The organism is Mycobacterium sp. ML4, from assembly GCF_054515735.1.
In genome coordinates, this window is the sequence record NZ_JBTNSY010000008.1 from 201,672 (window position 1) to 225,264 (window position 23,593).

At 66.6% G+C, this 23,593-nt stretch carries 24 protein-coding genes; 11 read left to right on the forward strand and 13 right to left on the reverse strand.

The window, feature by feature from the left end; all coding sequences use genetic code 11:
- Positions 1–171: 171 nt before the first annotated feature.
- Genes rlmB through carD form a run of 5 tightly spaced genes read right to left on the reverse strand, consistent with a single transcriptional unit; the run spans position 172 to position 4,197 of the window.
- Positions 172–1,101, reverse strand: a complete 930-nt coding sequence (gene rlmB / locus ACX9NE_RS11445) for a 23S rRNA (guanosine(2251)-2'-O)-methyltransferase RlmB (RefSeq protein ID WP_459361681.1) — start codon at positions 1,099–1,101, stop codon at positions 172–174.
- Positions 1,102–2,508 carry a cysteine--tRNA ligase gene (gene cysS, locus ACX9NE_RS11450; RefSeq protein WP_459361680.1) on the reverse strand — a complete coding sequence of 469 codons (1,407 nt, stop codon included), beginning with the start codon at positions 2,506–2,508 and terminating at the stop codon, positions 1,102–1,104.
- Between the two features lie 47 nt (positions 2,509–2,555).
- A complete protein-coding gene (ispF, locus tag ACX9NE_RS11455) occupies positions 2,556–3,035 on the reverse strand; it encodes a 2-C-methyl-D-erythritol 2,4-cyclodiphosphate synthase (RefSeq protein WP_459361679.1) in 480 nt (159 codons plus the stop codon).
- A complete protein-coding gene (gene ispD, locus ACX9NE_RS11460; RefSeq protein WP_459361893.1) occupies positions 3,032–3,712 on the reverse strand; it encodes a 2-C-methyl-D-erythritol 4-phosphate cytidylyltransferase in 681 nt (226 codons plus the stop codon). Before ispD ends, ispF begins: the two co-directional genes overlap by 4 nt.
- Complete coding sequence (gene carD / locus ACX9NE_RS11465; RefSeq protein ID WP_007166539.1) at positions 3,709–4,197, reverse strand: RNA polymerase-binding transcription factor CarD; 489 nt, start codon at positions 4,195–4,197, stop codon at positions 3,709–3,711. The genes ispD and carD overlap by 4 nt, the downstream gene beginning before the upstream one ends.
- Before the next feature lie 367 nt (positions 4,198–4,564).
- On the opposite strand from carD, the gene ACX9NE_RS11470 reads away from it, so the two are divergent.
- From ACX9NE_RS11470 to disA, 3 genes are read left to right on the forward strand one after another with little or no spacing between them, the layout of a single operon-like run.
- Positions 4,565–5,134: a hypothetical protein gene (locus tag ACX9NE_RS11470; protein ID WP_459361678.1), complete on the forward strand. Its 570-nt coding sequence runs from the start codon at positions 4,565–4,567 to the stop codon at positions 5,132–5,134.
- A 56-nt stretch (positions 5,135–5,190) separates the two neighbouring features.
- Complete coding sequence (radA, locus tag ACX9NE_RS11475; protein ID WP_459361677.1) at positions 5,191–6,600, forward strand: DNA repair protein RadA; 1,410 nt, start codon at positions 5,191–5,193, stop codon at positions 6,598–6,600.
- A gap of 30 nt (positions 6,601–6,630) precedes the next feature.
- Positions 6,631–7,707, forward strand: a complete 1,077-nt coding sequence (gene disA / locus ACX9NE_RS11480) for a DNA integrity scanning diadenylate cyclase DisA (protein ID WP_459361676.1) — start codon at positions 6,631–6,633, stop codon at positions 7,705–7,707.
- Positions 7,708–7,740: 33 nt separating this feature from the next.
- On the opposite strand, the gene ACX9NE_RS11485 is transcribed toward disA, so the two are convergent.
- Both ACX9NE_RS11485 and ACX9NE_RS11490 read right to left on the reverse strand, forming a co-directional pair.
- Positions 7,741–8,532 carry a hypothetical protein gene (locus tag ACX9NE_RS11485; RefSeq protein WP_459361891.1) on the reverse strand — a complete coding sequence of 264 codons (792 nt, stop codon included), beginning with the start codon at positions 8,530–8,532 and terminating at the stop codon, positions 7,741–7,743.
- Between the two features lie 90 nt (positions 8,533–8,622).
- Positions 8,623–9,264, reverse strand: a complete 642-nt coding sequence (locus tag ACX9NE_RS11490; RefSeq protein ID WP_459361675.1) for a carbonic anhydrase — start codon at positions 9,262–9,264, stop codon at positions 8,623–8,625.
- On the opposite strand from ACX9NE_RS11490, the gene ACX9NE_RS11495 reads away from it, so the two are divergent.
- The 6 genes from ACX9NE_RS11495 to ACX9NE_RS11520 all read left to right on the forward strand — a co-directional run bounded on the left by ACX9NE_RS11495 (position 9,263) and on the right by ACX9NE_RS11520 (position 16,284).
- Complete coding sequence (locus ACX9NE_RS11495) at positions 9,263–10,174, forward strand: HhH-GPD family protein (RefSeq protein ID WP_459361889.1); 912 nt, start codon at positions 9,263–9,265, stop codon at positions 10,172–10,174. The two genes, ACX9NE_RS11490 and ACX9NE_RS11495, sit on opposite strands and share 2 nt — an antisense overlap.
- Positions 10,175–10,285: 111 nt before the next feature.
- Positions 10,286–11,836, forward strand: a complete 1,551-nt coding sequence (locus tag ACX9NE_RS11500; protein WP_459361674.1) for a proton-conducting transporter transmembrane domain-containing protein — start codon at positions 10,286–10,288, stop codon at positions 11,834–11,836.
- Positions 11,833–14,421 carry a DUF2309 domain-containing protein gene (locus ACX9NE_RS11505; RefSeq protein ID WP_459361673.1) on the forward strand — a complete coding sequence of 863 codons (2,589 nt, stop codon included), beginning with the start codon at positions 11,833–11,835 and terminating at the stop codon, positions 14,419–14,421. The genes ACX9NE_RS11500 and ACX9NE_RS11505 overlap by 4 nt, the downstream gene beginning before the upstream one ends.
- Positions 14,412–14,735, forward strand: coding sequence for a P-II family nitrogen regulator (locus tag ACX9NE_RS11510; RefSeq protein ID WP_459361672.1), 324 nt, complete (start codon positions 14,412–14,414; stop codon positions 14,733–14,735). Before ACX9NE_RS11505 ends, ACX9NE_RS11510 begins: the two co-directional genes overlap by 10 nt.
- 21 nt (positions 14,736–14,756) lie before the next feature.
- Complete coding sequence (locus tag ACX9NE_RS11515; protein WP_459361671.1) at positions 14,757–15,371, forward strand: carbonic anhydrase; 615 nt, start codon at positions 14,757–14,759, stop codon at positions 15,369–15,371.
- 64 nt (positions 15,372–15,435) lie between these two features.
- A complete protein-coding gene (locus ACX9NE_RS11520) occupies positions 15,436–16,284 on the forward strand; it encodes a DUF6671 family protein (RefSeq protein ID WP_459361670.1) in 849 nt (282 codons plus the stop codon).
- A gap of 6 nt (positions 16,285–16,290) precedes the next feature.
- On the opposite strand, the gene ACX9NE_RS11525 is transcribed toward ACX9NE_RS11520, so the two are convergent.
- On the reverse strand, positions 16,291–16,659 hold the full coding sequence (locus ACX9NE_RS11525; RefSeq protein WP_459361669.1) for a helix-turn-helix transcriptional regulator: 369 nt from the start codon (positions 16,657–16,659) through the stop codon (positions 16,291–16,293).
- Positions 16,659–17,435 (reverse strand): alpha/beta fold hydrolase, encoded by a 777-nt coding sequence (locus ACX9NE_RS11530; RefSeq protein ID WP_459361668.1) that lies wholly within the window; start codon positions 17,433–17,435, stop codon positions 16,659–16,661. Before ACX9NE_RS11530 ends, ACX9NE_RS11525 begins: the two co-directional genes overlap by 1 nt.
- 23 nt (positions 17,436–17,458) lie before the next feature.
- Between ACX9NE_RS11530 and mhuD the strand changes: the two genes are divergently transcribed.
- Both mhuD and ACX9NE_RS11540 read left to right on the forward strand, forming a co-directional pair.
- Positions 17,459–17,776 carry a mycobilin-forming heme oxygenase MhuD gene (gene mhuD / locus ACX9NE_RS11535; protein ID WP_459361667.1) on the forward strand — a complete coding sequence of 106 codons (318 nt, stop codon included), beginning with the start codon at positions 17,459–17,461 and terminating at the stop codon, positions 17,774–17,776.
- Positions 17,772–19,118, forward strand: coding sequence for a serine hydrolase (locus tag ACX9NE_RS11540; RefSeq protein WP_459361887.1), 1,347 nt, complete (start codon positions 17,772–17,774; stop codon positions 19,116–19,118). Before mhuD ends, ACX9NE_RS11540 begins: the two co-directional genes overlap by 5 nt.
- Here the strand turns inward: ACX9NE_RS11540 and ACX9NE_RS11545 are convergent, their stop codons facing one another.
- From ACX9NE_RS11545 to clpC1, 4 genes are all read right to left on the reverse strand, one after another.
- On the reverse strand, positions 19,119–19,664 hold the full coding sequence (locus ACX9NE_RS11545; RefSeq protein WP_459361666.1) for a histidine phosphatase family protein: 546 nt from the start codon (positions 19,662–19,664) through the stop codon (positions 19,119–19,121).
- The gene (locus tag ACX9NE_RS11550) at positions 19,661–20,377 is read right to left on the reverse strand and encodes a CbtA family protein (RefSeq protein WP_459361665.1); all 717 of its coding nucleotides are present in this window, start codon (positions 20,375–20,377) and stop codon (positions 19,661–19,663) included. Before ACX9NE_RS11550 ends, ACX9NE_RS11545 begins: the two co-directional genes overlap by 4 nt.
- A 9-nt stretch (positions 20,378–20,386) precedes the next feature.
- Positions 20,387–20,596 carry a CbtB domain-containing protein gene (locus tag ACX9NE_RS11555; protein ID WP_459361664.1) on the reverse strand — a complete coding sequence of 70 codons (210 nt, stop codon included), beginning with the start codon at positions 20,594–20,596 and terminating at the stop codon, positions 20,387–20,389.
- Positions 20,597–20,789: 193 nt separating this feature from the next.
- Positions 20,790–23,324, reverse strand: a complete 2,535-nt coding sequence (gene clpC1, locus ACX9NE_RS11560; protein WP_459361663.1) for an ATP-dependent protease ATP-binding subunit ClpC — start codon at positions 23,322–23,324, stop codon at positions 20,790–20,792.
- Between the last annotated feature and the right edge of the window lie 269 nt (positions 23,325–23,593).

A 23,593-nucleotide genomic window follows, 5' to 3' on the forward strand; every position in this document is an offset into this window, starting at 1 on the left:
GATACTCAGCGCGTCAACGGCGCGGCTGGTCGAGGACGCGGCGAAAACGCAGCCCAGGCAGATTTCCGTAACCTCTACCGTGACATGGCGAAAACACTTGGCCTTCAAGGACATATCGCGTGGGCCCAAGCAATGCCGTGACGTCGGCACGTCAATGAACGCGGCAGCTGCTCAGCTCCTGCGTTGCCGCGCGACTTCGGCCAACACGACGCCGGCGGCCACCGCCGCGTTCAACGATTCCGCCTGGCCGGCCATTGGAATGGAGACCACCTCGTCGCAGTTCTGCCGCACCAGGCGGGACAACCCCTTGCCTTCCGATCCGACGACGATCACCATCGGATCGTTGCCGTCCAGGTCGTCCAGTACGGTGTCGCCGCCGGCGTCCAGCCCGACTACCCGCAATCCGCGGCCGGCCCAATCCTTAAGCGTCCGGGTGAGATTGGTGGCCCTCGCCACCGGAATCCGGGCCGCGGCCCCCGCGCTCGTCCGCCACGCGACAGCCGTGACCGACGCGGAACGACGCTGCGGTATAACCACGCCGTGCCCACCCAACGCCGCCACCGACCGCACGATCGCGCCGAGGTTTCGCGGGTCGGAAATGTTGTCCAAAGCGACCAACAACGCCGGCGGAGTTTCCAGGGCGCTGGTCACCAGATCGTCGGGGTGGGCGTAGTCGTACGGCGGGACCTGCAATGCGACGCCCTGATGCAGGTGGTTGGCCGTCATCCGGTCAAGGTCCGCGCGCGGCACCTCGAGAATGGCGATGCCGCGGTCGGATGCCCGGGCCACCGATTCGGTCAGCCGCTCGTCAGCCTCTACGCCGAGCGCGACGTAGAGGGCGGTTGCCGGAACCCCGGCACGCAGACACTCGACCACCGGATTGCGACCGAGGACGGTCTCAGCTTCGTCGACGGGCTTGGCGGGCCGCCGCTGTTGGGGTTTGGCGCTTCTGGCGGCGGGATGGTTGGGACGCATGTGCGCCGGCGGTGTGGGACCTCGGCCTTCCAGGGCGCGGCGGCGCTGGCCACCCGATCCAACGGTGGGACCTTTCTTGCTGCCGGCTTTGCGGATTGCCCCTCGGCGCTGTGAGTTGCCGGCCATCTACTTGCCGTCACCGCCCAGCGTCCACTGCGGGCCGTCCGCGGTGTCGGTGACCTCGATTCCGGCCTGCTTCAACCGGTCACGGATCTCGTCGGCCAGCGCCCAGTTGCGTTGCTCACGCGCCTTTTTCCGGTTACCGAGCTCGGCCTGCACCAGCACGTCGACGGCAGCCAGCGCCGCCGACGTCTCGTCGCGGGTTTCCCAGCGCTCATCGAGCGGGTCGCAGCCCAGGATCCCCATCATCGCGCGAATGGAAGCCGCGCTCTGCAAAGCGGTTTCGTGATCACCGGCGTCGAGCGCGCGGTTGCCGTCGGCGCGTGTCTGGTGAATCTCGGCCAGCGCCATCGGAACAGCCAGGTCATCGTCGAGCGCCGCGGCAAATCGCGGCGTCCATTCGCCCGGACAGACGGCGCCCACCCGGCTACGTACGCGGTGCAGGAATTCCTCCACACCCACATACGCTTTGACAGCGTCCCGCAACGCGGTCTCGGTGAACTCCAGCATCGAGCGGTAGTGGGCGCTACCCAGGTAGTAACGCAGTTCGGCCGGCCGGACCCGTTGCAGCATCGCCGGGATGGCCACCACGTTGCCCAGCGACTTGCTCATCTTCTCGCCGCCCATTGTCACCCAGCCGTTGTGCAGCCAGTATCGGGCGAAACCGTCCCCGGCCGCGCGACTCTGAGCGATCTCGTTCTCGTGGTGCGGGAAAATCAGATCCATTCCGCCGCAATGGATGTCGAACTCCGGCCCCAGGTAGGTGCGGGCCATCGCCGAGCATTCTATGTGCCAGCCCGGACGCCCGCGGCCCCATGGCGACGGCCAGGAAGGTTCGCCGGGTTTCTCGCCCTTCCAGAGGGTGAAGTCGCGCTGGTCGCGTTTACCGGTCGCTACACCCTCGCCCTGGTGCACATCGTCGATCCGGTGCCCGGACAGCTGGCCATAGTCGGGATAGCTGAGCACATCGAAGTAGACGTCGCCCGCCGCGGCATACGCGTGATCGGTTTGAATCAGACGTTCCATCAATTCGACCATTTGGGTGATGTGGCCGGTCGCCCTCGGCTCAGCAGACGGCGGCAGCACGTCCAGAGCGTCGTAGGCAGCCGTGAAAGCGCGCTCGTGAGTGGCGGCCCACTCCCACCAGGGCCGCCCCGCCGCGGCGGCCTTGTTCAAGATCTTGTCGTCGATGTCGGTGACGTTGCGAATGAACGCCACGTCGTATCCGCGGGCGATCAGCCAGCGGCGCAGGATGTCGAAGGCCACGCCGCTGCGGACATGCCCGATATGGGGCAGGCCCTGCGGGGTGGCGCCGCACTGGTATATGGAGACGTGCCCGGCACGCAGCGGCACGAAATCACGCACGGCTCCCGTCGCCGTGTCATGAAGCCGCAATTGGGCACGATCGGTCACGACGTGCCAGCTTACTGCCTGCGCCCGCGGGCGCCGGGCCGCCGGTGTTATCGAAGCGGAATCACCAGAGCCGTAGCGATGGCGGCCAGTCCCTCGCCGCGCCCTGTCAAGCCAAGGCCGTCGGTGGTGGTGGCCGCCACTGAGACCGGAGCGTTGAGCAGCCGGGAGAGGACGGCCTGCGCCTCATATCGTCGCCATGCGATCTTCGGCCTGTTTCCGATCACCTGCACCGCGGCGTTGCCGACCAAGAAGCCGTGCTCCGTCAGCAGCTCGACGATGTGCCTCAGCATGTCGGCGCCGCTGACACCTTCCCAGCGAGGATCACCCACGCCGAACACGCCGCCGATGTCGCCCAGGCCCGCAGCCGACAGGACGGCATCGCACAATGCGTGGACGGCGACGTCGCCGTCGGAGTGACCCGAGCAACCGTCGGCGCTGGGGAACAGCAGCCCCACCAGCCAGCACGGTCGGCCCGGTTCGATCGGATGCACGTCGATGCCCATTCCGACGCGAGGCATCTGCATCACTGCCGCACTATAGCCTTGGCCAGCAACAAGTCGAGTGGAGTCGTGATTTTGAACGCGAGCGGATCGCCGTCGACCACCTGGACCCGGCCGCCGATGTACTCCACCAGGGATGCGTCGTCAGTGAAATCGCCGGAACCGGCGTGCCCAGAGGCGTCGAAGGCGCGCACCAACACGTCGGTCGCAAAGCCCTGCGGAGTCTGCACCGCCCGCAGGCCCGCCCGCTGCGGGGTGCCCAGCACGACCCCGTTGGCGTCTACGGCTTTCACGGTGTCAGCCAGCCGCAACCCGGGCACCACGGCACCGTGGCCGGCCCGTAGGGCCGACACCACGCGGACGATCAGCGGCGCCGGCGTCAGTGCCCGCGCCGCGTCGTGCACCAAGACGAATTCGGGTGCTGACTCGGCCACCGCGGACAACGCAAGTCGGACCGACTCCGTGCGGGTCGGGCCACCGGCCACGACGGTGGCAAGATGCCCCAGGATGAGTTTGGCCTGGTCGGTACGGTCCGGGGGTACGGCGACCACGACAGTGTCGACGACACCGGATGCCCTGAGACCGCCGACCGCTCGCTCGACCAGCGATTGCCCTTCAAGCTGGTAAAAGGCTTTCGGTACACCGGCGGCCAGCCGCCGGCCGGACCCGGCGGCTGGTACTACAGCAACTACATGTCCGTTCAGGACGCCGCGGCCAGGACCTCGTCCAGAATGGTCTCAGCCTTGGCGTCGTCCGTGCTTTCGGCCAGCGCCAGCTCACCGACAAGAATCTGCCGGGCCTTCGCCAGCATCCGCTTCTCGCCCGCCGACAAGCCGCGCTCCTGGTCACGACGCCACAGATCACGCACGACCTCGGCGACCTTGTTCACGTCGCCGGAGGCGAGCTTCTCGAGATTGGCCTTGTAACGCCGGGACCAGTTGGTGGGTTCTTCGGTGTGGGGAGCACGCAGGACTTGGAAAACTTTGTCGAGGCCTTCCTGGCCGACGACGTCGCGAACGCCCACGTATTCGGCGTTGTCAGCAGGCACTCGAACGGTCAGGTCACCCTGCGCAACTTTCAAGACGAGATACTCTTTTTGCTCCCCTTTTATGGTCCGAGTTTCAATCGCCTCGACTAACGCAGCACCGTGGTGTGGGTAGACGACGGTGTCACCGACCTTGAAGATCATAGGATTCGAGCCCCTTTCGTTAGTTCAGTCTAACACGCCGGCCCAACGCGTGCGGATCAACAGTGCAGGTCAGGGGCACGCCACGCGCAATTTAGGGGTTGACAGGCGGGCTTAGACGTGCAGTGGGGTCCTGCCGGAACCGGGACCTGCCCGGCGCCGGTAGCGCCTCCGGCCCCTTGGGCACGGGCCTGGAAGCGATTATGAGAATAGCTGCCCGGCGCAGCTCAATATCATCGGGGATCCGGGGAAAACTACCCGCGGATGACATCGGGTATCCCACCGCTACCGTCGGCGGTACCGTGCTACTACTCTGCATAGTTGAATTGCGCTCCGGGCCCAGGATACGGAGCCGACCAGGAGGCATTGCGTGAACCACTTGAACATCCGCCTGCCATTCCGCCCGGCAAAGCTGACCGCCTGGTTGGCAGCTGTCGCGTTGGCCGTGGTCGCGCTGAGTGGTTGCGGTACCGGCCAGATCTCCCAGACCGCCTCCCAGGAGCCAGCAGTCAACGGCAACCGGGTCACCATCAACAACGTGGCGTTGCGCGACATCCGCATCCAGGCCGAACAGACCGGTGACTTCCTGCAACCCGGCAAGACGGTCGATCTGGTGCTGGTGGCCGTCAACAATTCACCGGATGTGAACGACCGGCTGACCGGGATCACCAGCGAGATCGGCAACGTCACGGTGACCGGTGACGCCAAGCTGCCGGCCGGCAGGATGCTGATCATCGGAACACCGGAGGGTCAGGCCGTGGCGCCGGGACCGGCCGAGGGCAACGGGGCCGCCAAGGCCACGGTCAACTTGACGAAGCCGATCACTAATGGTCTGACCTACAAGTTCACCTTCATGTTCGAGAAGGCCGGCGAGGCCAGTGTGCAGGTTCCGGTCTCGGCCGGCCTGTCGCAACCGCATGAGGGTTCGAACCACGCCTGACCGCCAGGCGGCGTTCCTTAACGAAAGTTGTCACCTCCCGCCGATACCGTCATGGGGTGGCCAACGCGCGATCGCAGTACCGCTGCTCCGAATGTCGCCACCTCAGCGCCAAGTGGGTCGGACGCTGTGTCGATTGCGGCAGCTGGGGCACCGTCGAGGAGGTAGCCGTACTCGCCGCTGTCGGCAACGGCAAGCGTTCGGTGCCGTCAGGGTCGCGCGCGTTGCCGATCAGCGCGGTTGAACCCGATAGCAGCCGGCATCGATCGACCGGGGTCGACGAACTCGACCGGGTACTCGGTGGGGGTGTGGTTCCCGGTTCGGTGACGTTGTTGGCCGGCGATCCCGGCGTGGGCAAATCGACGTTGTTACTCGAGGTCGCTCACTGCTGGGCGCAGCGGGGGCGACGGGCGCTCTACATCTCCGGGGAGGAGTCCGCGGGCCAGATCCGGTTGCGGGCCGACCGGATCGGCTGCGGCAGCGAGGAGGTGTACCTGGCCGCCGAATCCGACCTGCACACCGTGTTGGAGCACATCGACACGGTGCGCCCGGCTCTGGTCATCGTGGACTCCGTGCAGACGATGTCCACTACCGAGGCCGACGGCGTCGCCGGCGGGGTCACTCAGGTCCGCGCGGTCACCGCCGCGCTGACCGCGGCGGCCAAGGCCAACGGTGTCGCGATGATCCTCGTCGGGCACGTCACCAAGGACGGCGCCATCGCCGGGCCGCGTTCCCTCGAGCACCTCGTCGACGTGGTGCTGCACTTCGAGGGCGACCGCAACGGCGCGTTGCGGATGGTACGGGGCATCAAGAACCGGTTCGGCGCCGCCGATGAGGTCGGATGTTTCCTCTTGCGCGACGACGGGATCGAAGGGGTGGCCGACCCGTCGAACCTGTTTCTCGATCAGCGGCCGACACCTGTTCCCGGTACCGCAATCACGGTGACCCTGGACGGCAAGCGTCCACTCATCGGCGAGGTGCAGGCCCTGCTGGCCACCCCGAACGGTGGCTCGCCGCGGCGTGCGGTGAGCGGCATCGACCATTCCCGTGCCGCGATGATCACCGCGGTCCTGGAGAAGCACGCCCGTCTGGCGCTCGCCGTCAATGACATCTACCTGTCCACCGTGGGTGGCATGCGGTTGACCGACCCGTCTTCGGATCTCGCGGTCGCCACCGCGCTGGCGTCGGCGTACGCCAACCTGCCGTTGCCCACCACCGCGGTGATGATCGGCGAGGTGGGCCTGGCAGGTGATCTGCGCCGGGTGCACGGGATGGACCGGCGGCTGGCCGAAGCCGCCCGGCAAGGCTTCACCATCGCGCTGATCCCTCCTGGCTGCAAGACGATTCCGGCGGGTCTGCGGGCGCTGAGCGCGCCAACTATCGGCGAGGCGCTGCGGCATCTGCTCGACATCGCCGACGACCGTGCTGCGAGGCCCGCGCAGGCGCATCGGCTGGACAGCTCCCGGTAGGGGTCCCGCGCAGCGGTCCGCCATAGCAGAATGCTCGCTGTGACTCGTCCGACCCTGCGTGAGGCCGTCGCCCGACTGGCTCCTGGCACCGGGCTGCGCGACGGCCTGGAACGCATCCTGCGTGGCCGCACCGGCGCCCTGATAGTGCTCGGCCACGACGAAAACGTGGAAGCGATATGCGACGGCGGTTTCTCGCTCGACGTGCGCTATGCGCCGACCCGGCTACGGGAACTGTCGAAAATGGACGGCGCGGTGGTGCTGTCGACGGACGGCAGCCGCATCGTGCGGGCCAACGTGCAGTTGGTGCCCGACCCGTCGATACCCACCGACGAATCGGGGACGCGGCACCGCTCGGCCGAACGCGCGGCGATCCAGACCGGCTACCCGGTGATCTCGGTTAGCCACTCGATGAACATCGTGACCGTCTACGTGGGCGGCGAGCGTCATGTGCTGACCGACTCCGCAACCATCTTGTCGCGTGCCAATCAGGCCATCGCCACCTTAGAGCGCTATAAGACCAGGCTCGACGAGGTCAGTAGGCAGCTGTCGCGAGCTGAGATCGAAGACTTCGTCACGCTGCGTGATGTCATGACGGTGGTTCAGCGCCTGGAGCTGGTCCGTCGTATCGGCCTGGCCATCGACTACGACGCCGTGGAACTGGGGACCGACGGGCGCCAGCTGCGGCTACAGCAAGAGGAACTGCTAGGGGGCAACGACACCGCCCGAGAGTTGATCGTGCGCGATTATCACGCCAATCCGGAGCCGCCGTCCAAAGCGCAGATCGCCGACACGCTGGAGGCGCTGGACGGTCTGTCGGACACCGAGTTGCTCGATTTCGCCGCGCTGGCAAAGGTGTTCGGATATCCGACCACGGCCGAAGCCCAGGATTCGGCGCTGAGCCCGCGTGGATACCGCGCGATGGCCGGTATCCCGCGGCTGCAATTCGCCCATGTGGACCTGCTGGTTCGCGCTTTCGGGACGCTGCAGGGCCTGCTCGCGGCAAGCGCGAACGACCTGCAGTCCGTCGACGGCATCGGGGCTATGTGGTCCCGCCATGTGCGGGAGGGCCTGTCTCAGCTGGCCGAGTCAACATTGATGGATCACTGAACCCGACGACCGATCACTAACGCCGAAGACGGATCACTGACCGCCCTGCGCGGGCGGCGCCTCCGGCGGCGGCGCGAGCGCCGGGCCCGGGGCGGGCGCAGGGCCCGGCGGCTGCGGCGGCTGGTTGAGCACGAACGGCAGCGGCTGTGACCGCAGGTTCCCCAGCTGGACCACCAGGTTGTAGGTACCCGGCCCGATGGCCGGCCGCGGTAGCGGGCACTTCGGCGCTGAACCCATGCCCGTCCAGGTCACCGCGGTGGTGACCTGCTCGCCGGGGGTGAAGGTCTTCACCAGCGTCTCATTGGACGGCGCGCAGTCGAGGTTTGACCATAAGCGCTTGTTGTCCAGCGAATACACATAGGCGGCCAACACCGCGGCGCCGACGTCGCGCTTGCAGGACACCAGGCCGATGTTGGTCACGACCATGGTGAATTTCGGCTGGTCACCGATGTAGTACTGGGGAGAGTTCGTCAGTCCCTTGACCGCCAGCGTCGCGTCGGGACAATCGTCGCCGTCCTTGAGCACCGGCGGCGGCTGCACCGCGGCGGTCGGAGTGGGCGACTCCGGGTTCACCACGCCGGGCGGGACTCCCGTGGCCGGCGCCTCGGGTTGCTGCGTCGCCGGAGCCTGGGGCGCGTTGGAGCCCGGATGACTCGGTGCCGAGGCGGGTTTTTCGGCAGGCTTGGCCCCGGTGTTGCTGCTGACCAACGCGATGACGGTGGCGACGACGATCCCGACCACCACGACCGCGATGCCCAGGGCTAGTCCCCTGCGCCGCCAGTAGATCTCAGTAGGTAGCGGGCCACGCGGTTCCAGATCCAGCACATTTCCACGGTAGGGCCAGGTCACGCGTCCTCGTCTGACCCGACTCGGCGTGTCGCCAGGTTAGCTGGGCAGAGGGCGTGTTAGTGGCGGCTACACCGCGGCCTCCTGAGGTGCCTGCTCGCCGATGTCGCCGATGTGATCGATCAACTCGGCCTTGCCCTCGGATAAGTTGTATGTCACGCCGGCCAACGCCAGGACGCCCGCGTCCACCCGTTCCGAGACGGCCGTGGAACGCCCGATGAGTTGCTTCAAAGTCTCGCAGACGTGGCGCGCCTCGAACTCGTCTATGCGAGTCAGGCCGTCGCGGCGGCCCGCCAGGACCGACGGGACCACGCGCTCGACCACGTCGCGCACGAAACCACCGGGTATCGCACCGTTGTCCAGCGCTTCGATGGTGGCCTTCACGGCGCCGCAGCTGTTGTGGCCCAGAACCACGATCAGCGGGACGTCGAGCACTGTGACTGCGTACTCGATGGAGCCCAGCACCGCGCTGTCGATGGCCTGACCGGCTGTGCGGACAACGAAAACGTCTCCAAGACCCTGGTCGAAGATCAGTTCGGCGGCGACCCGACTGTCCGCGCACCCGAAGATGACGGCGGTCGGGTTCTGGCCGCCGGCCAGGCTGGCTCGGTGGTCGACGCTCTGGCTTGGATGGGCGGGCTTGCCGGCGACAAATCGCTCGTTACCCTCTTTGAGTGCTTTCCAGGCGGTTACCGGGTTGCTGTTGGGCATATCAGCCATTCTGCCGGATTCGCTCGTGATCGGCTCCATAGGCATACCAGTCACCAATCTTGTGGTCTGGTACGAGCGGTCGAGCCGGGACCTGCCCTGGCGCGCCGCCGGGGTCAGCGCGTGGCAGATCCTGGTCAGCGAGTTCATGCTGCAACAGACGCCGGTGGCGCGGGTGCTGCCTATCTGGACGGACTGGGTGCGGCGCTGGCCGACACCGTCGGCAACGGCGGCCGCCAGCGCCGCAGACGTTTTGCGGGCCTGGGGAAAGCTGGGATATCCGAGGCGGGCGAAACGACTGCACGAGTGCGCGGTCGTCATTGCCCGCGACCACGATGACGTCGTCCCCGACGACGTGGAAACGCTGCTCACACTGCCCGGCGTCGGTAGCTACACCGCGCGGGCGGTGGCGTGCTTTGCCTACCGGCAGCGCGTTCCGGTGGTGGACACCAACGTTCGTCGCGTGGTGGCCCGCGCCATCCACGGACGCGCCGACGCCGGAGCACCGTCGGCCACCCGCGACCACGCGGACGTCAGTGCCTTGCTGCCGAATGGCGATGCGGCGCCCCAGTTTTCGATCGCACTGATGGAACTTGGTGCAACCGTGTGCACTGCCAGGGCGCCCAAGTGCGGCGTGTGCCCGCTGGCGAATTGCGCATGGCGGAATGCCGGATACCCCGCCAACGCCGGTCCGGTTCGGCGGGCACAGACCTACGCCGGAACCGATCGCCAGGTCCGTGGCCGATTACTGGATGTGTTGCGCGCCAACGATTCTCCTGTGAGTCGTGCCGAGCTGGACGTCGCGTGGCTGACCGACATCGCCCAGCGCGACCGCGCGCTGTATTCCTTGCTGGCCGACGGCTTGGTGACGCAAACCGCCGATGGGCGATTCGCACTGTCGGGCGAGGGGTAGGCCCGTTATACGAATTTGATTTCGTGAGATTTGACATGCGTTTTGTATCTCACGTAACGTCCCTCCCATGTGCATCGTCGATTCAGCCGCCACCCCGGGCGGTGATCACCTGTGAGCGCCGTTCTCGTCGCCGCCTTGTCCGCGCCCCTGCTCGCCTCGCTGGTCGCTCTGTTGGCCGGCTCCCGACACCCTCGGCGGGTCGGCCGAGTGGGCGTCGCGGTCGCCGGCGCGGGCTTCGCAGCCGCCTGTGCGACGACTCTCGACGTGTTGCTGCACGGGCCTATCCGCGCCAGCCTGCAGACCAGCCAAGGCGCACTGATCGCCGAAGTGGGAGCCGACCGGCTCAGCGCTCTGCTGCTGGTGCTGGTTTACGGGGTGAGCACAGTCGTCCAGCTTTTCGCCCTTCGCTACCTCGCCTGTGACAGGCGCTCGGGCTGGTTCACCGCCGCGACCGGCCTGCTCACCTCGGCCTCGGCAGGCCTGATGACCGCTGGAACCCTCGTCGGTCTGGCCTTCTGCTGGACCGTGGCCGGAGCCGCCCTCTGCCTGCTGCTGGCGACTTACTGGGAACTGCCAGCCGCGCGCGACGGCGTGCGCCGCACGGTCACCGCCTTCGTGATCGGCGACCTTGCCCTGTGGTCGGCGGTCGGGTTGATCACGCTGCTGCAAGGCAACCGGAGTTTGTCGACCTTGGACGTCGACTCGATCGGGCGCCCGGCAACGCTGGTGGTCGCGGTCCTGATCGTCGTGGCCGCTCTGTCCCGGTCAGCGCAGTTTCCGTTCCACCGCTGGTTGCCGGCCACCCTCGCCGCACCGACCCCGGTATCGGCGCTGTTACACGCGGGCGTCGTCAACGCCGGCGGTGTGCTGATCGTCCGACTGAGCCCGATAGTCAGCGGATCACCCGTGGCGATGGGTATCGCGTTCACCGCCGGCCTGGTCAGCACCGTCTACGGGGCGGTAGTCATGCTCACCAAGTCCGACATCAAGGGGTCGCTGGCATATTCGACGATGGCCCAGATGGGTTTCATGGTCGTGACATGCGGCCTGGGCCTTTCGGCAGCGGCGATTTTCCACCTGTTCGGCCACGGTCTCTACAAGGCCACCTTGTTCCTATCGTCGGGTTCGGCGATCGCCAAGCGTCGCCAAAAGGCCGCGCGACCGCCTGCGCCGGCGCTGAGCCCTGGCCGACGGGCAGCGGTGCAGCTCGCCGCATTGCTGCTACCTGCCGCCGCTCTGTACGCGGCCAGCACCGTGGTGCCGTTGCATTCCGCCGAGCACGGCTCCGCACGAGCGTTGCTGGTGTTCGCATGGGCCACGGCCGCGGCGGCGCTGCTGGGCTGGCTGGGACGAAGCCCCGATGGCCGGTCCGTCGTCGCCGCAGGGGTGGCGCTACTCGGTGCAGCCACCGGGTACCTGGCCCTGGTCGCCGCGGTGACCGGATTCCTGGCTCCGTCACTACCACCGGTCGCCGTGCCGTCCACCTCATCGCTCGGCGTAGCCCTGCTGGCCATCACGCTCGGCGCACTGGCCCTGCTGCGTCAGGCTACCGGCAATGGTCGGGGCGGCCGCGTCCAGAACTTCATCTACACCAAAGCCCTTGTGGCTGGCGATGTTTCAGTTATCCGTCTGACTCCACAACTGACAGGAGCGTCCCGATGACCCTGGTGGCCGAGCACGTCTCGACAGATACGCTGCGTGCGCAGCTGCGCAGTGAAGTGAACCTTGCTGCGCGGGTGATCCCTACGCACTACCCGCTCGAGACCTTCATCGCGGTCAACCCGCTGGCCGGACTTGAAACGATGCCCTTCGAGCAGGCGGTGCTCCGCGCCGGCGACCTCTACGGCCTCTCGGGGCTGTTGGACGAAACCGCCTACCGCGACCTGTATCAACGGGGACGGATCACCGACGCCGACCTCGAGTCGGCACTGCGATTGCGCTACCCCACCTTGCTGGACGGGGAAGATGTCCGCCTCGGGACCCGGATGGTGACGCCCGCCGAACTGCTGCTCAGCGACCTGCTGTACGGCCGAGTCGCAGAAAAACCGACGCGGCGCAACAGGACCCGCAGCGAGCTGACGGCGCCGAAGGTCGCCGAGCAGGTCGACGCCCAATGCGCGAAGTGGTGTGCGGCCTTCTTCGGCTCACCCGCAGCGGGCTGGCCGATGCCTGAACGTGATCGGGGATTGTTCCACGCCTGGCGTGCACTGGCGCCCGGCGACCAGAAATTGGGCCGTAACGCACGCGCCGCGCTCCGCAAGTTGCCCGATCGGCCTGACGACGCTGCGCTGCAGGCCCTGCGCCAGTTGGGAGTCAGCGACGACGAACGGATCACTTACCTGCAGGCTCATCTGACGCGGCTTCCGGGCTGGGCAGCTCACGTCCGGTGGTACGCCGAGCGCTCCGTCGGCGCGGATCTGCTCGACTACCTGGCGATGCGCCTGGCGTATGAAGCGGCGTTGCTGCCGCACAACGCTGACCAGTCCCCGTCTGAGCCGCGTACGCTGAGCAGGCCGCCGATTCCCTCGGTGCGGGAACGGGCCGCCGTGCTGGCTGCACACTGGGGACTGGAACGGCTGAGCGACAGCGATTTGAACTCTGCGGCAAAGGTTCTGGCCGCTTTGCCGGTCACCGCGCGGACGGCGGTGTGGCAGCAGGCGTACGAAGGACATTACCGCAACTCGCTGCTGCAATCCTTGGCGCGCAACACGTCCCAGCGGCCGAACGAGCGGCCACACGCTCAGGTGGTGTGCTGTATCGACACTCGTTCAGAAGGTCTGCGGCGACACATCGAAAGCCGGGGCGGGTACGAAACACTGGGCTTCGCAGGGTTCTTCGCTGTCGCCATCCGGTTCACCGGGCTGGTCGGCGGAATGCCCGACGACCTGTGCCCGGTACTGATACGCCCCGAGCATGAAGTCCACGAGAACGCGACACCCGCTGGCGCCCGCGCGGCCCGGCGGCTGCGGGACGGCAGCGCCCTATTGGCCGGCGCCGATGCAGCCTTCCAGACAGCCAAGCAGGCGCTGCTGGCTCCGTTTACCTTGGCTGAAGCCTCCGGCTGGGCCGCCGGCCCCTGGGCCGCGGCCAAGACGTTCAGCCCCGCAGCGACCGGCACCATCCGCCGGCGCCTGCGCGACCGGCTCGCCCCGCCGGCCCCGACGGTGCTCTCGGTCAACGACAGCGTCGACCTGGCCCACCGGGCTCTCTACGCGCAGGTGGCACTCACCACCATGGGACTCACCAACGGATTCGGCCGCCTGGTGGTGATGTGTGGACACGGCAGCACCACCGAGAACAATCCGTACCAGGCGGCGCTGGACTGCGGTGCGTGTGGTGGGCAGCCTGGCGGCCCCAATGCCCGGACCGCTGCGGCGATCCTCAACAACGCCGATGTCCGCGCCGAGTTGAGCGAACGCGGGATCATGATCCCGGACGACACCTGGTTCGTGGCTGCCCTGCACGACACCGCGACCGACCGGGTCGCCATCCTGGACGAGCATCTCGTCCCGCCCAGCCATGACCCCGACCTGCAGCGACTGATCACCGATCTGCGCGTAGCGGGCGCGGAGCTGGCCGCCGAGCGCTGCCAGGTGCTGCCCGGTGGGCCTGCCCGCACGGACGGGGGGCGGGCAGCGCGCCACGTCGCCAGCAGGTCGACCGACTGGGCGCAGGTCTTTCCGGAGTGGGGATTGGCCGGCAACGCCGCCTTCGTCGTCGCGCCCCGTGCCAGGACCCGCGGAATCGACCTGAATCGCCGAGTGTTTCTGCACTCCTATGAGGCGGACGTCGACCCGGACGGCAGCGCACTGGAGACCATTCTGACCGCGCCGATGGTGGTCGCCCAGTGGATCAATTGCCAGTACTACTTCTCTACCGTGGCGCCGGAGCTCTTCGGAGCAGGCACCAAGACGATCCACAACGTCGTCGCCGGCGTCGGCGTGCTCGCTGGACACGGCGGCGACCTGCAGCTGGGGCTGCCTCGGCAGTCACTTACCGACGGGCAGTCCTTCGGGCACGAGCCGTTGCGTCTGCTGACCATCGTCGAGGCCCCGCTGGAGCGCATCGACATGATCATCGATCGCAATCCCGTGCTGGCGCATCTGTTCGGCAACGACTGGGTCGCTCTTGCGGCTCGGGAATGCCCCGACCACGACTGGCAGCGCTGGACCCGCGGCGGCTGGCGACGCTGGGAAACCGAAGTCGACATCTGCCGCGCATCTGAGGAGGTAATCCCATGCCCCTGAACGGGCTAACCAAGATGACGAAGATCGAGGTGGTCGTAGCCGGCGAACACGCACCAGCGGTGCGCGAACAGTTCCACAGCGCCGGCGCTACCGGTTTCACCAGCGTCTCCGGCGTCTCGGGGCTCGGCCACCACGGATACCACCAGGGTCGGCTGCTTTTCAACCAGCAAGCGGCGTTGGAGCTGCTCATCACCGTCGTCCCGGATCACAAATCCGAGTCGCTGATCGCCGGACTGCGCCGTCTGCTCGAGGGCTCACCCGGGGTCATGTTCGTCACCGACACCTACGTCAGCCGTCCCGAGTACTTCAGCTGAAAATTACAGAAAGGAAACATCATGTCCAACCCCTCATCCGCGTGGCAGCGCCTGCAAGCAGGCAACCAGCACTTCTACGCCGCGGTGCGCGCGAAGCAGAACAACGCGGCCAGCGGTCGCCCGCCCTTGGCGGTGGTGTTCCGTTCCGCGGATTCTGACGTGGCCAGCGAGGTGGTATTCGGCCAGAGCTGGGGCTCGCTCATCGACATCAGCAACTGGGGCCACGTCATCGACGACGGAGTGTTGGCCACTCTGGAATACGCGGTAGGCACGCTCAAGACGCCGCTGATCGTCGTCCTCGGGCATTCGGATAGCGCGGCGATGAACACCGCCCTGGACGCGTGGAATACTGCCAAGTTCCCCGAAGGAGCCTCACGCGCCGTCGTGGAGCAGGCGATCTCCTCACTCGCCCGCAAAGACGCCGGCATCAACAGCGCCGACGATCTGTCGGCCGCTCATGTGGCGCACATCGGCGTGTCGCTGCTGCACAAGTCACCGGTGGTCGCCAAGGCCGTCGACAGCGGACAGTGCGGGATCGTCTGCGCGGTGATCGATCGCGAGAATGGCCGGCTTCAGGTGTGCGGAACCATCGGCAACATCGCCGACAACCAGACGCCGTTGCTGGAGGTCGTCTGAGGAACACAGGTTGTCGGCCCGGGAGGGAGACCGTCCGGGCCGACAGCCTGTGGTGACAGCTGGCATGAACCCGCATTGGGACGGCTACGCCGGAACGACGATCGCGATGGGCACCATCCACGGCAAAGAGCGACAGGTGGCGCCGGTCTTCGCCGCTGAGCTGGGGGCACGAGTGTTCGCCCCGCCCGGAATCGACACCGACCAGTTCGGCACCTTCGCCGGTGAGATCACCCGGACGCTGACACCGCTGGCGGCGGCCACCGCCAAAGCCCGGCTGGCGATGGAGGCTGCCGACGTGCCGTACGGCCTGGCGAGTGAAGCCAGCTACGACTCGTGGTGCGGCATGCTGGCCATGCACCAGGAGATCCTGGTGTTCGTCGACGACACCCGCGGCATCCAGGTAGTGGAAGGTGTCAACGTCCCCCGTGCTCCCGGCCCACCGAAACTGGTCGAAAGCGGCCAGCAAGCCGTCGACGCCTCGCGTATGTTCGGATTCCCGGAGCAAGGTGCCATTGTCAAAGCCACCGTCGAGGGGAATACGTGCGTTTTCGGCAAGGGACTCACGGATCCGTTCGCTCTCGTCGAGGTCGTCGAGAACGCGATTGCCGCCGCCGATGACCGGCGCGCCGTGCTGGAACCCGACCTTCGGGCGCACCACAACCCGGGCCGCCGGGAAGTTCTGACAGCCCTGGCGAATCGACTCGCCGGCCGACTCGCCACACCGTGCCCAGGCTGCTGCTCGCCCGGATATGGCAGGGTCGCAGTTCGCGAAGGGTTACCGTGCCGAGCATGTGGCTGGGCCAGCACACTCATCGCGGCCGACATCTACGGCTGCGCGGCGTGCGACTTCCGGACCGAGGATGCCCGCACGGGCAGCGCTGACCCGCGATTCTGTCCGCAGTGCAATCCGTAGCGCCCGTCAGGTTAACGCCGCGACCAGCTCGCCCACGGTGTGGCTGGCTTCGAGCGGGTGCCGCAGCTTGCCGTCCGGATTGACTTCGTAAACATTTCGCCGACCGACCTTGGACTTGACCAGGTAACCTTCGGCGGTCAAGTCGGTCACTATCGCCTGCACCGAACGCTCGGTGATACCGACTCGCAGCGCCAGCTCGCGCGCGGTCAAGGGTTCACCGGCCGAGATGCACAACAACACATGTGCGTGGTTGGTCAGAAACGTCCAACTACGGTCGGGCGTTTCCGCCACTGGCGGGGCTGCTCCGCCCCTTCGCTTTACGGCACCTGCCACTGCATGATGATACCCAGGCCGGATTCGCGTAAACCGGTTCATCAATTCACCTGCGCGCCGTCCACTGCAGCCAGGAAAGACTCGACTGCCCGCCGATAGACCCGCGGTGCTTCGTCGTGCACCAGATGGCCGGCTTCCGAAACGGCTAAATAGGTAGTCGGACCGTCCCTGTCGGCCATCTGCCGCATCTGGCCGGCGGGCGTGACGGTGTTGCCGGCTTCGATCAGCAACGCCGGCGAATGAACGGCGCGCCACTGCGCCCAATAGTCGCGGGTGCCCCATTCCGCTGCGATCTCTATCCAGCGAGCGGGCTGGCCGTGCAACCGCCAGCCAGTGTCGGTCCGGTCGAACGCTTCGAGGAAGTACTGCCCGGCAACCGGACCGAACTCAGCGAAAACCTGTTCGGCAGAGCGGAATTCGAGTGGCAGCGCGTGCAGCCAGGGCTCCCACGGCCCAGTGGTACGCCCGACGAAATCCGGGGCCATGTCCTCGACCACCAGTGCGGTGACCAGGTCCGGTCGCTCTGCGGCCAGGCACCATGAATGCAGGCTTCCCATGGAATGTCCAAGGAGAATGACCGGCGCACCGAGGGAGCCGACAGCGTCACCCAGGTCGGCGACAAAGCGTTCGGTGCTGATCGGGTAGGGATCCTCGACGTCGCGGCCGCGATGCCAGGGCGCGTCGTAGGTGTAAACGGCGCCCAGCCGGGTCAGCCACGGTAGCTGTCGCGACCAGGTGCTGCCACGGCCCATCAGTCCGTGCACCAAGACCATCGGCCTACCCGCCCCGCCGCGATGGGTCAACAGGTCGGTGCCCATGTCCGGCACGGTAGCCTAGCCACATGCCAGTGGTGAAAATCAACGCAATCTCGGTGCCCGCCGGCGCTGGCCCCGAACTGGAAAGGCGGTTCGCGCATCGCGCGCACGCGGTGGACAACTCTCCCGGTTTTCTCGGCTTTCAGCTGCTACGTCCGGTCAAGGGTGAAGACCGCTACTTCGTGGTGACACAGTGGGAGTCTGATGAAGCGTTCCAGGCCTGGGCGAACGGGCCCGCGAAAGAAGCCCACGCCGGTGAGCGCGCCAACCCCGTCGCCAGCGGTGCATCGCTCCTGGAATTTGAGGTCGTGCTCGACGTTGCCGGGAACACCAAGGCCGATTAGGGGGCGCGCGGTATCGCGCCACGCACTGGCGCTCAGCGCGGCTGCCGCGCTCGCGGTGACGTTGACACCCGGCTGCTCTTCATCTCCGACGCCGTCGGCGAATGCCGCCAACGCCGGACACCGGATCGACACCACCACTCCGCCGGGTCTGCGGGCTCAGCAGGCCGTGGACATGCTCAACTCCGACTGGCCGATCGGCGCGGTCGGAGTGCGCACGCTGGCCGCCGCCGACAAGGTCGAATCGGTCGAAGCCGCGATGGAGAGTCTGTGGTGGGACCGGCCGTTCACCCTGGACTCCGTGTTCATCGGGGCCAACGTCGCGACGTTGCAGCTCCTCTCCTCTTACGGGGCGCGTCAGGACATCCGGATCCATACCAACGACATGGGCGAGGTCGACCGGTTCGACCTCGACACTGAACCGCCGCCGCCGATCAACACCTGGTCGGACGTGGATGCCGTGCTGGCCAAGACCGGCGCTCGCTACTCCTACCAGGTAGCCAAGGTCGACAATGGTCAATGCGACCGGGTGGCAGGAACGAACACCACCCAACCCCTGCCACTGGCGTCGATCTTCAAGTTGTATGTGCTGCATGCCGTGGCCACCGCGGTGAAGAACGGGACGGTGTCCTGGGATGACCAATTGACGGTGACCCCCAAGGGCAAGGCCGTCGGATCATCAGGTTTGGAACTGGCTCCCGGCGATCACGTCTCGGTTCGCAAGGCAGCAGACAAAATGATCGCCACCAGCGACAACATGGCGACCGACATGCTGATCGAGCGGTTGGGCACGCCCGCCATCGAACAGGCACTGGTTACCGCCGGGCACCATGACCCGGCCAGCATGACGCCCTTCCCCACCATGTACGAGTTGTTCTCCATCGGCTGGGGCAGGCCCGACGTTCGCGCGCAGTGGCAGCACGCCTCACAGCAGGAGCGGGCCGCGTTGCTGGCGCAGGCGAATTCCACTGAGTACCAGCCTGATCCACTCCGTGCGCACACGCCGGCCTCAGCTTATGGAGCCGAGTGGTACGGCAACGCCGAGGACATCTGCCGCGTGCATGTGGCATTGCAGGCCGACGCCGTCGGCGCGGCCGCACCCGTGCGCCAGATCCTGTCAGCGGTCGCCGGTATCCGGTTGGACAGCAACGTGTGGCCGTATATCGGCGCGAAAGCCGGTGGCCTGCCCGGAGACCTGACGTTCAGCTGGTACGCCGTGGACAGGACGGGACAGGCTTGGGTGGTGAGTTTCCAGCTGAACTGGCCACGCGATCACGGGCCGACGGTGACCAGCTGGATGCTGAAAGTCGCACAGCAGGTTTTCGCGCTGGTGGCGCCCCGCTGATCAGAGCCGCAGCGTCCAAGCCCCGTCGCGGCGGTGCAGGACGGTGCGGCTCACCGGGGCCACATCGATGCGCCAGAACGATTGCGGTGGAGCACCCAGAGCTACCAGGATCGCGGCTCTGATGACGGCCGGGTGGGTGACGGCTACCGTACGCGTGTTCCCGGCCTGGCTACTCAGCGAATCCAGCCACCCGGTCACCCGGTCGACCAGGTTCATCAGGGACTCGCCGCCGTGGGGTGCTGACGCCGGCTCGGTCAGCCAAGCCCGCAGGTCGCCGGGCGCGATGTTCTCCAGCTCTTGCCCGCGCCACGATCCACAGTCCAGGTCCGCCAGCTGCGGCTCAGCACAGGCCCGCAGACCCAGCAGTTCCGCGGTCTGTCGGGTCCGGCGTTCGGGGCCGGCAACTGCCCGCGGGTCGTGGCTCATCCGAGCGACCTGACGACGGCCCACGTCGCTGAGCGATTCGTCGGCAGGGAAACGCCCGGCTGCCATCGCGTCCGTCATCGCGTGCGCGATCAACGTGAGGCGGGTCGCGGGACGGGTCACACTCCTCCGCTGGGCGCCTCTGCGCCCTCACCCAGTAGCCGTCCGGCCAGCACCCCGAAAACCAGCCCGATGCCGGTCCACAGCACCAGTTGCGTGCCCAGCGACACCAGCCTGAATTCGTACAGATCGTCGGCGGGGAAGCCAGGTGGTACTTCCGCCACACTCGGCAACAACCGCATGACGACCACCACCGCCAGGGCGTAACCCGCGGTCGCGAGCAGCCTGGCGTTAAATGCGCCGAAGCGGGCCGAGAGGCGCTCGCTCAGCCAGAACGCGGCAGCAGCCAGCACCAGCGATGCCAGCACCATCACGAGATACCACAGGGTGCGCGACCCGATCGTGTCCGATCGGCCCACCGACGGCGGATTGGGCGGGTACTTCAGGAACGGCACCAGATACACCGCGACGAACGCCAAGACAGCGAGGCGAATCGAAAGAGATTGCGGTGCAACATGTCCCGATCGCGGGTAGTAGACGCAGAACAAGACCGCGAACAGCGCGCCCATCGCGATGCCGAAAATCAATACGCCGAAACCTAATCCGGCGTTGCCTTGTACACCTCGGGAGAACAGCTCGGTGCCGTGCTCGCGTGCTCCCTCGAACTCAACGGCACGGCCGATGACTGGTTCGGCGAACAACCTGCCGAAGACAAACGCCACCACGGACCCGACCACACCCGCCAGCAGGCCACGTGCGATGAGACGCTTTTCCACGGCCGTCGGTCAGTGGCAGGGGAAACCGAGCAGATGCCTTGCGTCGTGGAAGAATTCGTGCACGTGAGTGTCGTTGCCGAACAGCGATACGGCACCCTGGTCGATGCCGACAAAGTAGATCGCCAGCAGCGACAGGACGGCAGTCGCCGCCAGCCACAGCGCCGCATTGGCTGCCGAGAGATCAACCGCCCCGGCGTGCGTGGCCTGAGAACTCGTCACGATCAACTCCTTCTGGGACGCGTCCCGCTTGGATGCTTCATAGTTGCCGACGTCGGGCGCCGGGTCTGACTGTGGACAGTGGCGCGACCGTTCTGGATTTGCACCAGATTCTCAGAACCGTCAACATCGGCCAGTGTAAGCCGCGCCCGATCACCAAGAAAGGCGACCGGGCGCGACGCGCGAACTCGCTGTGTTATCCGGACGTGCCCGGCCCGCCCGCGCCCGCCTTGGCCAGATCCGGCTCGGCCGGCGGCTTGCGCGTTCCGGTGAAGGTGAACACCGCGTCCTCGCCGCCGCTCTCGCCGTCCCAGTTTTCGACGTCCACGGTGACGACCTGTCCCGGACCGACCTCCTCGAAAAGGATCTTCTCCGACAGCTGGTCCTCGATCTCCCGCTGGATGGTGCGCCGCAACGGACGGGCACCCAGGACCGGGTCGAAGCCGCGCTTGGCCAGCAGTGCCTTCGCCTTGTCGGTCAGCTCCATCGACATGTCCTTGGTCTTGAGCTGCTTGCCGACGCGCTCGATCATCAGGTCGACCATCTGGATGATCTCGTCCTTCGTCAACTGGTGGAAGACGATGATGTCGTCGATGCGGTTCAGGAACTCCGGGCGGAAGTGCTTCTTCAGCTCGTCGTTGACCTTCTGCTTCATCCGCTCGTAGTCGTTCGCACCGCCGCCCTGGGTGAAGCCCAGACCCACCGGCTTGGAGATGTCGGACGTGCCCAGGTTGGACGTGAAGATCAGCACGGTGTTCTTGAAGTCGACGGTGCGACCCTGACCGTCGGTGAGCCGACCGTCCTCGAGAACCTGCAACAGGCTGTTGTAGATCTCTTGGTGCGCCTTCTCGATCTCGTCGAACAAGACCACCGAGAACGGCTTGCGCCGCACCTTCTCGGTGAGCTGACCGCCCTCTTCGTAGCCGACGTAGCCCGGAGGGGCACCGAACAGCCGCGACGCGGTGAAGCGGTCGTGGAACTCGCCCATGTCGATCTGGATGAGCGCGTCGTCGTCACCGAACAGGAAGTTCGCCAGTGCCTTGGACAGCTCGGTCTTACCGACACCGGACGGGCCGGCGAAGATGAACGAACCCGACGGCCGCTTCGGATCCTTCAGCCCGGCACGGGTACGGCGGATCGCCTTTGAGACGGCCTTGACGGCATCGACCTGGCCGATGATCCGCTTGTGCAGCTCATCCTCCATGCGGAGCAGACGGGTGGTCTCGGCCTCGGTGAGCTTGAACACCGGGATGCCGGTCCAGTTACCCAGCACCTCAGCGATCTCGTTGTCGTCCACCTCGGCAACCACGTCCATGTCGCCTGAGCGCCACTGCTTTTCCCGCTCGGCTCGTTGGGCGACCAGTTGCTTCTCCCGATCCCGCAGGCTGGCGGCCTTCTCGAAGTCCTGAGCGTCGATCGCCGATTCCTTCTCCCGGCGCGCATCGGCGATCTTCTCGTCGAACTCACGCAGGTCCGGCGGCGCGGTCATCCGGCGGATCCGCATCCGGGCGCCGGCCTCGTCGATCAGGTCGATCGCCTTGTCCGGCAGGAACCGGTCGTTGATGTAGCGATCGGCCAGGGTGGCCGCGGCCACCAGAGCGCCGTCAGTGATGGACACCCGGTGGTGCGCCTCGTACCGGTCACGCAGACCCTTGAGGATCTCGATGGTGTGCGCCACCGTGGGCTCGCCCACCTGCACCGGCTGGAAGCGGCGCTCCAGCGCGGCGTCCTTCTCGATGTACTTGCGGTACTCGTCGAGCGTGGTGGCGCCGATGGTCTGCAGCTCGCCGCGGGCCAGCTTGGGCTTGAGGATGCTGGCAGCGTCGATGGCGCCCTCGGCGGCACCGGCACCGACCAGCGTGTGCAGCTCGTCGATGAACAGGATGATGTCGCCGCGGGTGTTGATTTCCTTGAGCACCTTCTTCAGGCGTTCCTCGAAGTCACCGCGGTAGCGCGAGCCCGCGACCAGCGATCCCAGGTCCAGGGTGTAGAGCTGCTTGTCCTTGAGCGTCTCGGGAACCTCGCCGTGCACGATCGCCTGAGCGAGACCCTCAACGACGGCGGTCTTGCCGACGCCGGGCTCACCGATCAGCACCGGGTTGTTCTTGGTGCGCCGGGACAGCACCTGCATGACCCGCTCGATTTCCTTCTCGCGGCCGATGACCGGGTCGAGCTTGCCTTCCATGGCGGCGGCGGTCAGGTTGCGGCCGAACTGGTCGAGGACCAGTGACGTCGAGGGTGAGCCGGACTCTCCTCCCCGCCCACCGGTGCCGGCTTCGGCGGCTTCCTTGCCCTGGTAGCCGCTCAACAGCTGGATCACCTGCTGACGCACCCGGGTCAATTCGGCACCCAGCTTCACCAGCACCTGGGCCGCCACGCCCTCGCCCTCACGGATGAGGCCCAGCAGGATGTGCTCGGTGCCGATGTAGTTGTGGCCGAGCTGCAGCGCCTCACGCAGGCTCAGCTCGAGAACCTTCTTGGCGCGTGGTGTGAACGGAATGTGCCCGGACGGCGCCTGCTGACCCTGGCCGATGATCTCCTCGACCTGGCTCCGGACGCCTTCCAGCGAGATTCCCAACGACTCCAGCGACTTGGCTGCGACGCCCTCGCCTTCGTGGATGAGCCCCAGGAGGATGTGCTCGGTGCCGATGTAATTGTGGTTGAGCATCCGGGCCTCTTCTTGCGCCAAGACGACGACCCTGCGGGCACGGTCGGTAAATCTTTCGAACATCGTCGGTTACCTGCTCTCCCTAACCATTAGGCACTCCGTCTCGGAGATGCGTCTGCCGGCCTTTGCCAACCCTTTGTCGACACAGGGCCCGACACCGCGTACCTGCCGTCCACTGTAATGGTCGGCCTGGCAGGGTTCATACCTCGCAGTGCGCAGCGGTGCCCATAACTGACTGGTTCAACCCGGTTTAACGAGGAAAAGCCCCAATGCGTTTCCTGTTGGGCGCCGATCAGTTCGCCACAAGCGAAAAGCACAAAGTCCGGCGCCCA

Bases quoted from the DNA above. Each gene is read 5' to 3' on its own strand.
- rlmB (WP_459361681.1), bottom strand. From the start codon at position 1,101: ATGGCCGGCAACTCACAGCGCCGAGGGGCAATCCGCAAAGCCGGCAGC.
- carD (WP_007166539.1), bottom strand. From the start codon at position 4,197: ATGATCTTCAAGGTCGGTGACACCGTCGTCTACCCACACCACGGTGCT.
- disA (WP_459361676.1), top strand. From the start codon at position 6,631: ATGCTCGCTGTGACTCGTCCGACCCTGCGTGAGGCCGTCGCCCGACTG.
- ACX9NE_RS11490 (WP_459361675.1), bottom strand. From the start codon at position 9,264: ATGCCCAACAGCAACCCGGTAACCGCCTGGAAAGCACTCAAAGAGGGT.
- ACX9NE_RS11505 (WP_459361673.1), top strand. From the start codon at position 11,833: ATGACCCTGGTGGCCGAGCACGTCTCGACAGATACGCTGCGTGCGCAG.
- ACX9NE_RS11510 (WP_459361672.1), top strand. From the start codon at position 14,412: ATGCCCCTGAACGGGCTAACCAAGATGACGAAGATCGAGGTGGTCGTA.
- ACX9NE_RS11515 (WP_459361671.1), top strand. From the start codon at position 14,757: ATGTCCAACCCCTCATCCGCGTGGCAGCGCCTGCAAGCAGGCAACCAG.
- ACX9NE_RS11520 (WP_459361670.1), top strand. From the start codon at position 15,436: ATGAACCCGCATTGGGACGGCTACGCCGGAACGACGATCGCGATGGGC.
- ACX9NE_RS11525 (WP_459361669.1), bottom strand. From the start codon at position 16,659: ATGAACCGGTTTACGCGAATCCGGCCTGGGTATCATCATGCAGTGGCA.
- ACX9NE_RS11530 (WP_459361668.1), bottom strand. From the start codon at position 17,435: ATGGGCACCGACCTGTTGACCCATCGCGGCGGGGCGGGTAGGCCGATG.
- mhuD (WP_459361667.1), top strand. From the start codon at position 17,459: ATGCCAGTGGTGAAAATCAACGCAATCTCGGTGCCCGCCGGCGCTGGC.
- clpC1 (WP_459361663.1), bottom strand. From the start codon at position 23,324: ATGTTCGAAAGATTTACCGACCGTGCCCGCAGGGTCGTCGTCTTGGCG.